Origin of the sequence: Streptomyces laculatispora (genome assembly GCF_017353455.1) — a bacterium.
GTDB classification, from domain to species: Bacteria; Actinomycetota; Actinomycetes; order Streptomycetales; family Streptomycetaceae; genus Streptomyces; species Streptomyces laculatispora.
Genome location: NZ_JAFMPZ010000326.1, coordinates 1 through 8,738 on the forward strand (window position 1 = coordinate 1; position 8,738 = coordinate 8,738).

Annotated in this window: 5 protein-coding genes; 3 read left to right on the forward strand and 2 right to left on the reverse strand. The window is 71.2% G+C overall.

Features of this window, described 5'->3' with window-relative positions:
• Positions 1 to 83 precede the first annotated feature (83 nt).
• Complete coding sequence (locus tag J1C73_RS17695) at positions 84 to 3,983, forward strand: AAA family ATPase (RefSeq protein WP_207317245.1); 3,900 nt, start codon at positions 84 to 86, stop codon at positions 3,981 to 3,983.
• Positions 3,984 to 4,202: 219 nt separating this feature from the next.
• Entirely contained in the window at positions 4,203 to 5,621 is a 1,419-nt protein-coding gene (locus J1C73_RS17700; protein ID WP_207317246.1) for a sugar porter family MFS transporter, read from the forward strand.
• Between the two features lie 68 nt (positions 5,622 to 5,689).
• Here the strand turns inward: J1C73_RS17700 and J1C73_RS17705 are convergent, their stop codons facing one another.
• Entirely contained in the window at positions 5,690 to 6,655 is a 966-nt protein-coding gene (locus J1C73_RS17705; protein WP_207317247.1) for an LLM class flavin-dependent oxidoreductase, read from the reverse strand.
• 57 nt (positions 6,656 to 6,712) lie between these two features.
• The gene (locus J1C73_RS17710) at positions 6,713 to 8,104 is read right to left on the reverse strand and encodes a purine-cytosine permease family protein (protein ID WP_207317248.1); all 1,392 of its coding nucleotides are present in this window, start codon (positions 8,102 to 8,104) and stop codon (positions 6,713 to 6,715) included.
• 204 nt (positions 8,105 to 8,308) lie between these two features.
• On the opposite strand from J1C73_RS17710, the gene J1C73_RS17715 reads away from it, so the two are divergent.
• On the forward strand, positions 8,309 to 8,738 hold a 430-nt coding region (locus J1C73_RS17715; RefSeq protein WP_207317249.1), incomplete at its 3' end, for a signal recognition particle receptor subunit alpha.

An 8,738-nucleotide genomic window follows, 5' to 3' on the forward strand; every position in this document is an offset into this window, starting at 1 on the left:
GGACGTACACCCCTTCCCTTACCGTCTGATGTGCCCTGCACCTTCATCAGCGAAACCGAGAGCGAAAGGTAGAGTCCGGCGGCGTGCACCTCAAGTCCCTGACCCTGCGTGGTTTCAAATCGTTCGCCTCCGCCACGACCCTGCGGTTCGAACCCGGGATCACCTGTGTGGTCGGTCCCAATGGGTCGGGCAAGTCCAATGTGGTGGACGCGCTCTCCTGGGTCATGGGGGAGCAGGGTGCCAAATCCCTGCGCGGCGGCAAGATGGAGGACGTGATCTTCGCCGGTACCACCGGGCGGCCCCCGCTCGGGAGGGCGGAGGTGTCACTGACCATCGACAATTCCGACGGCGCGCTGCCCATCGAGTACGCCGAAGTGACGATCACTCGGATCATGTTCCGCAATGGCGGCAGCGAATACCAGATCAATGGCGACACCTGCCGGCTGCTGGACATCCAGGAACTCCTCTCGGACTCCGGTATCGGCCGGGAGATGCATGTCATCGTCGGCCAGGGCCAGCTGGACTCCGTGCTGCACGCCGACCCGATGGGGCGCCGCGCGTTCATCGAAGAGGCCGCCGGTGTACTGAAGCACCGCAAGCGCAAGGAGAAGGCGCTGCGGAAACTGGACGCGATGGGGGCGAACCTGGCCCGGGTCCAGGACCTCACCGACGAACTGCGGCGACAGCTGAAGCCGCTCGGCCGGCAGGCGGCCGTCGCGCGCCGGGCCGCAGTCATCCAGGCCGATCTGCGCGACGCCCGGCTGCGGCTGCTCGCCGACGACCTGGTGCGGCTGCACACCGCGCTGCGCGGTGAGATCGCCGACGAGGCGGCGCTGAAGCAGCGCCGGGAGACGGCCGAGGCGGAGCTCAAGGCGGCGCTCGGACGCGAGGCGGAACTCGAGGACGAGGTACGGCGGCTGACGCCGCGGCTTCAGCGCGCCCAGCAGACCTGGTACGAGCTGTCGCAGCTGGCCGAACGGGTGCGCGGCACGATCTCGCTGGCCGACGCCCGGGTGAAGAGTGCCACCGCCCCGCCGGAGGAGGAGCGGCGCGGCCGCGACCCGGAGGACATGGAACGCGAGGCCGCCCGGATCCGCGAGCAGGAGGCGGAGCTGACCGCGGCGCTGGAAGCGGCGGAACACGCCCTGGAGGACACCGCCTCCCACCGGTCCGAGCTGGAAAGGGAGTTGGCGGCCGAGGAACGCAGGCTGAAGGATGCGGCCCGCGCCCTCGCGGACCGACGCGAAGGGCTCGCCCGGCTGACCGGTCAGGTCAACGCGGCCCGCAGCCGCGCCGGATCGGCGCAGTCGGAGATCGACCGGCTGGCCGCATCGCGCGACGAGGCGCGGGAGCGGGCGGTCGCCGCCCAGGAGGAGTACGAGCAGCTCAAGGCCGAGGTCGACGGCCTGGACGCCGGTGACGTCGAGCTCGGCGAGCGGCACGAGGCCGCCAGGAGCGAGCTGAAGGAGGCGGAGGCCTCGCTCTCCGCCGCCCGGGAGGCCGCCACCGTCGCCGAACGCAAGCGCGCCGCGGTCGCGGCCCGGCATGACGCACTGGCCCTCGGGCTGCGCCGCAAGGACGGCACCGGAGTGCTGCTCGGCGCCCGGGACCGGCTGACCGGCTTGCTCGGGCCGGCCGCGGAACTGCTCACGGTGGCCCCGGGACACGAGATCGCGGTGGCCGCCGCACTGGGCGCGGCGGCGGACGCGGTGGCGGTGACGGACCCGGCCACCGCGGCGGAGGCGATCCGGCTGCTGCGGAAACTGGATGCGGGCCGGGCCGCGCTGCTGCTCGGAGGCGTCGGCGAGGGCGCCGGCGGAGGAGTTGGCGGAGGCGGGGGCGCGGGTGGTGCAGGTGTGCCGGGTGGTGCCGGCAGCGCGGACGGTGTCGATGTGCCCGGCGGTGCGGGAGGCGCAGGCGGCGCGGGCGGTGGTGTCGCCGTCCCCGGGAAGCCCGACGCGGTGGGGCACGTACCCGGTCAGGGTGCGGAGGTGGACACCGCGTCCCGGGGCGGCGTCGCCCACGTCCCCGGGCAGGGGGCGCAGCCCGCGCACGAGGGAGCGGCCCCGTCGGTCCCCCGGGGGCCGGCCGGTACGGAGGCGGCTCAGGGGCCGGCCGGGACCGAGGCGGCGGCGGACGGACGGCCGGTGGCCCTGGCTCTCGGCGGCCGGGGGAACCCCGCCGTCGCCGATCTCGTCAGCGGTCCCGTCGAGCTGATGGCCGCGGTGCGCAGGCTGGTGCGGGACATGGTGGTCGTCGGAACGCTGGAGGACGCCGAGGACCTGGTGGCCGCCCGTCCGGAGCTGACGGCCGTGACCGGCGAGGGCGACGTGCTCTCGGCGCACTTCGCGCACGGCGGTTCCGCGGGGGCGCCCAGTCTCCTCGAAGTCCAGGCGTCCGTGGACGAGGCGGCCGCCGAGCTGGCCGAACTGGCGGTGCGGTGCACGGAGCTGGCCGAGGCGCAGCGGCTCGCGGTGCAGCGGCGCGGCACCGTCGCGGCGCTCGTCGAGGAGCTGGGGGAGCGGCGCCGGGCCGCCGAGCGGGAGAAGTCCGGGGTGGCCCAGCAGCTCGGGCGGCTGGCCGGCCAGGCGCGGGGTGCGGCCGGTGAGGCGGACCGGATGGCCGCCTCCGCCGCCCGCGCCCAGGAGGCGCTGGAGCGCGCGACCCAGGACGCGGAGGAGCTCGCTGAGCGGCTGCTCGTCGCCGAGGAGGCCACGCAGGACGGCGCGGACGAGGAACCGGACACCGGCGTGCGCGACCGGCTCGCCGCCGACGGTGCCAATGCCCGCCAGACCGAGATGGAGGCCCGCCTCCAGGTCCGTACCCACGAGGAACGCGTCAAGGCGCTGGCCGGCCGCGCCGACTCCCTCGACCGCGGCGCCCGCGCCGAACGGGAGGCGCGGACCCGCGTCGAGCAGCGCAGGGCCCGGCTGCGTCACGAGGCCGCGGTGGCCTCCGCCGTGGCGTCCGGCGCCCGTCAGCTGCTTGCCCACGTCGAGGTGTCCGTCGTACGGGCGGAACAGGAACGGGTCGCCGCCGAGGCATCGAAGGCCGAGCGGGAACGGGAGCTGGCGGACGAGCGCCGGCAGGGCCGCGAGCTCAAGGGCGAGCTCGACAAGCTGACGGACTCGGTCCACCGGGGAGAGGTGCTCGGCGCCGAGAAGCGGCTGCGGATAGAGCAGCTGGAGGCGAAGGCCCTGGAGGAGCTGGGCGTGGAGCCGGCCGGTCTGGCCGCCGAGTACGGGCCCGACCAGCTCGTGCCGCCGTCCCCGGCCGCGGAGGGCGAGGAGCTGCCGGAGGACCCGGAGCATCCGCGCAACCAGCCGAAGGCGTTCGTCAGGGCCGAGCAGGAGAAGCGGCTGAAGTCGGCCGAACGGGCGTATCAGCAACTCGGGAAGGTGAATCCGCTCGCTCTGGAAGAGTTCTCCGCGCTGGAGGAGCGGCACAAGTTCCTCTCCGAGCAGCTTGAGGACCTGAAGAAGACCCGGGCCGATCTGATGCAGGTCGTCAAGGAGGTCGACGAGCGCGTCGAGCAGGTCTTCACCGAGGCGTACCGGGACACCGCCCGCGAGTTCGAGGGCGTCTTCTCGCGCCTCTTCCCGGGCGGTGAGGGGCGGCTCATCCTGACCGACCCGGACCACATGCTCACGACCGGTGTGGACGTCGAGGCCCGCCCGCCGGGCAAGAAGGTGAAGCGGCTGTCCCTGCTGTCCGGCGGTGAACGGTCGCTGACAGCAGTGGCATTGCTCGTCTCGATCTTCAAGGCCAGACCGAGCCCGTTCTATGTGATGGACGAGGTCGAGGCAGCCCTCGACGACACCAACCTGCAGCGGCTGATCCGGATCATGGTGGAACTCCAGGAGAGCTCGCAGCTCATCGTGATCACGCACCAGAAGCGGACGATGGAGGTCGCGGACGCGCTCTACGGTGTCTCGATGCAGGGCGACGGGGTCTCCAAGGTCATCAGTCAGCGGCTGCGCTGAGCCTTTCTCGGCTTGATTAGACCTTCAGGACTTCAATGTTCCTGCTCTCCGCTCCTGGGGTGAATGCCCGCGCAGAAGGCGATGTTGCCTTCGGAAATTGAACATGAAGCCCCTGTGGTGCTGCTTTCTTCTTCAAGTGGTGGCAGGGGTGAACGTATGCGCCACTGGGAACAGCTCGCCCCCCACGCCTGCGTCAGCGGCCAGGCACCAGGAGTTCATGTGACCAGCACATCGCAGGGACCGGAGTCCGGAGCCAGAGCGGCCCACCCGGACCACCTCGGCCATGTCATCTTCATCACGGCAGCCGCTGCGATGGGCGGCTTCCTCTTCGGTTACGACAGCTCCGTGATCAACGGGGCGGTCGAGGCGATCCGCAGCCGGTACGACATCGGCTCCGGCACCCTTGCCCAGGTCATCGCCATCGCCCTGATCGGCTGTGCGATCGGCGCGGCCACCGCGGGCCGCATCGCCGACCGCATCGGCCGCATCCGCTGCATGCAGATCGCCTCGGTCCTCTTCACCATCAGCGCCGTCGGTTCCGCGCTCCCGTTCGCGCTCTGGGACCTGGCGATGTGGCGCATCATCGGTGGCTTCGCCATCGGCATGGCCTCGGTGATCGGCCCGGCGTACATCGCCGAGGTCTCGCCGCCCGCCTACCGAGGCCGTCTCGGCTCCTTCCAGCAGGCGGCGATCGTCATCGGCATCGCCATCTCCCAGCTGGTCAACTACGGCATCCTGCAGATCGCCGACGGTGACCAGCGCGGCAAGATCGGCGGCCTCGAAGCCTGGCAGTGGATGCTCGGCGTGATGGTCGTGCCCGCCCTCCTGTACGGGCTGCTTTCCCTCGCGATCCCCGAGTCGCCGCGGTTCCTGATCTCGGTCGGCAAGAAGGAGCGGGCTCGACAGATCCTGTCGGAGGTCGAGGGCAACAATGTCGACCTGGACGCCCGGGTGGCCGAGATCGAGACCGCGATGCACCGCGAGCACAAGTCGACCTTCAAGGATCTGCTGGGCAGCCGCTTCGGCTTCCTGCCCATCGTCTGGATCGGTATCGGTCTGTCGGTCTTCCAGCAGCTCGTCGGCATCAATGTGGCGTTCTACTACTCGGCGACGCTGTGGCAGTCCGTCGGTATCGACCCGACCGACTCGTTCTTCTATTCGTTCACCACCTCGATCATCAACATCATCGGTACGGTGATCGCGATGGTTCTGGTGGACCGCGTGGGCCGCCGCCCGCTGGCCCTCGTCGGCTCCTGCGGCATGGCGGTCGCCCTCGCCTTCGAGGCGTGGGCCTTCTCCGCCAACCTGGTCGACGGCAAGCTCCCCAACACCCAGGGCGTGGTCGCGCTCGTCGCCGCCCATGTCTTCGTGCTCTTCTTCGCCCTGTCGTGGGGTGTCGTGGTCTGGGTCTTCCTCGGCGAGATGTTCCCCAACCGGATCCGCGCCGCGGCGCTCGGCGTCGCCGCGTCCGCCCAGTGGATCGCCAACTGGGCGATCACCGCGAGCTTCCCGAGCCTCGCCGACTGGAACCTGTCGGGCACGTACATCATCTACGCCTGCTTCGCCACGCTCTCGATCCCCTTCGTCGTCATTTTCGTCAAGGAGACCAAGGGCAAGGCGCTGGAGGAGATGGGCTGATCCCCGCTCCCCACCCCGTGCATCCGTACGGCTCCGGCCCGCCGGAGCGGGCCGGAGCCGTACGCCGTTCACCCGCCGGTCGCCTCGCAGAACAGCCGCAGACTGCGCCACCCCTCCTCGACCGGCATCCCGCCGCACAGCGGATGCAGCACCAGGCTGTCCAGCTCCCGGCCCAGATCCGCGCACGCCTGAGGGGTGACGATCCGGTACACGCCCTCTTCGCGCAGCTCCGCCACCGTCGTCGCCGCCGAGCGGACGGCCGAGCGGATGTCCTTGGACTGCCAGGAGGCATACGTACGCGCCTCGTGCAGGAAGTGTTCCCCGTACTCGGCCCACGTCCGGTCCGGGTCCTCGGACACATGCAGCAACGGCGTCTCGGCGGCGGGCATCATGCAGAAGCCCTCCGTACCGTGCTCCGCGCGCTGCTCGTGGTAGTACGCCTCCAGCTCCGGCAGATGCGCGCTCGGGAACAGCGGCAGCCCCAGCCGCGCCGCCCGCCGCGCCGCCGCCCGGGAGCTGCCGCCCACCAGCAGCAGCGGGTGCGGCCGGGTGAACGGCCGGGGGGTGACCGTGACCGTACGGCCGCGGAACTCGAACGGCTCCCCGGTCCACGCCAGCAGCAGCGTCTCCAGCAGCTCGTCCTGGATCCGGCCGCGCCTGCCCCATTCGACGCCCGCCCGCTCGTACTCCTCGGGCCGGTAGCCGATCCCCGCGACCGTGACCAGCCGGCCCGCGCTCAGCAGGTCGAGCACCGCGATGTCCTCCGCCAGCCGCAGCGGGTCGTGCAGCGGCCCGATCACCGCGGACACCGTGACCGCGATCCGGCTGGTGGCGCCGAAGACGGCACCGGCGAGGACGAAGGGGGAGGGCAGCCAGGAGTTGGCGGCCCCGTGGTGCTCCTCGGTCTGCACGGTGTCGATGCCGTGCTCGTCGGCGTACGCGGCCATGTCCAGGGCCGCGCGGTAGCGTGCCGAGAGCGAGGCGGGCGTGGCGTCTGGATCGACGAGGTTGAACCGGACGACTGTGAAGGCCATGACACTGTCCCCTTCGCCGGGCGGGCTGGGCGAGGCCGGACATTAGCTGACGTTGCGTCAGAAGTGTAGGGGCGTGCCCCGTCGCCGTGCTCCGGGGCGCGGCAGTGCCGCGTACAGACCGCCCGAGACGACGATGGTGACGGCCCAGCCCAGTCCGTTGCGCCCTGCCCAGGTGGTGGCGAGCGGACCGCTGAACCACTCCACGCCGGTGAAGAGCAGCCCGACCGCCAGACCCGTGGCCCAGGCCGCCACGGCCGGCCACGCGAAGCCGCCCGTGTACCAGTAGGCGCTGCTGGGAGTGGTGTCCATGAGCGCCACCGGATCGTATGCGCGCCCCCGCAGCTGGTCCACGCCGAAGACGCCGATCCAGGCCGAGAACGTCACCGCGAGCAGGTTCAGAAAGGAGACGAACGAATCGATGAAACTGTTCGCCACCATCATCAGCAGCGCCCCCAGGAACAGGCTGATCGCGGCATTCACCGCGACCGCCCAGGCGCGCGGGACGCGGAATCCCAGCGTCTGCGCGGTGAATCCCGCCGAATACATCGACATGGCATTGATCAGCACCATGCCGAGCACGGCGACGAGCAGATACGGCACCGAGATCCAGCCCGGCAGTAATGAGCCGATGAAGGAGACCGGATCCCGGGTGGCGGCCAGCCCCGGCGTGCCGACCGCCATCACCGCTCCCATCAGCACCATCGGCAGGAACACGATTCCCGCACCGCCCACGGTCGCCGCGACCATCGCCCGGCCGGAGGCGGTGCGTGGCAGGTAGCGGGTGAAGTCCGGGCCGGTGGGGGCCCAGCTGATGCCGCCGGCCGCCAGGGTGCCGATGCCCGCGACCACCATCGACGTCGGTCCGGCCGGCTGGTCCAGGACGGCCCGCCAGGACGTCGCACCGGCCAGGTGGACCAGTACGAGCACGCTGAACCCGCCGAAGAGGCAGGCGGACCAGGTGGAGCAGACCCGCAGCGCCCGCACCCCCAGCCCCGACAGCAGGAATCCGGCCGCCACGAAGGCCGTCAGGGTCGTGACGATCAGGGCAGGGGTGCTCCGGACCCCGAAGAGCAGATCGAGCACGGTCAGTACGGCGTAGGCGCCGGTGACCGCGTTCACCGTCTCCCAGCCCCAGCGGGCGACCCAGACCAGCGCTCCGGGCGCCAGGTTGCCCCGCTGTCCGAAGACGGCCCGGGAGAGCGCCATGCCGGGTGAACCGCCGTGCTTCCCCGCGATGGAGACCAGTCCGACCATCCCGTACGAGAGGACGGGAGCGGCTGCCGCGACGATCAGCACCTGCCAGAAGCCCAGTGCGTTGAAGACGATGAGGCCCGCACCCATGGTGAGCAGCAGCACGGTCATGTTGGCCGCGACCCAGGTGGGGAAGAGGCTCCGGGTCCGGCCGGTGCGCTCGCCGTCGGGCACGGGTTCCAGGCCACGGGTCTCCACGCGCAGAATCGTACCTTCACCGGCATACAGTACATATCGACCAGGTGGATTCAGCGGTGTCGCCCGTCCGCCGACCGGCACCGGTGCGGAGCTCTCGATGCGGCAGGGCGGGCGGCGCGGCGGGGGAGCCGCGGTCCCCCGGGCCGTGACCGCGGGACGGCCATTCCCCGATTGTCCCCGCACGTGACCGATACTGGGTGGGTTATGGAATTCGTCATCCTTGCTGTAGTCATCGCCCTGGTCGCGGTCGGCGTGATCAGCGGGCTCGTGGTCAGCAGCCGCAAGAAGAAGCAGCTGCCCCCGGCACCGTCGAGCACGCCGACCATCACTCCTCCCGCCGAGCCCCATGTCGGCGAGGAGGCCGAGACGCCGCGCGACGAATCGCGCCGCACCATCGAGGAGGTGGGGCTCCCGCCCGCCGAGGCCGCCGACGAGCAGGTTCCGGAGGCCGTCGAGGCCCCCGTGCTCGACGTTCCCGAGCCCACGGCCGGCCGCCTCGTACGGCTGCGGGCCCGCCTCGCCCGCTCGCAGAACTCCCTCGGTAAGGGGCTGCTCACGCTCCTGTCCCGGGACAACCTGGACGAGGACACCTGGGAGGAGATCGAGGACACGCTCCTCACCGCCGACGTCGGCG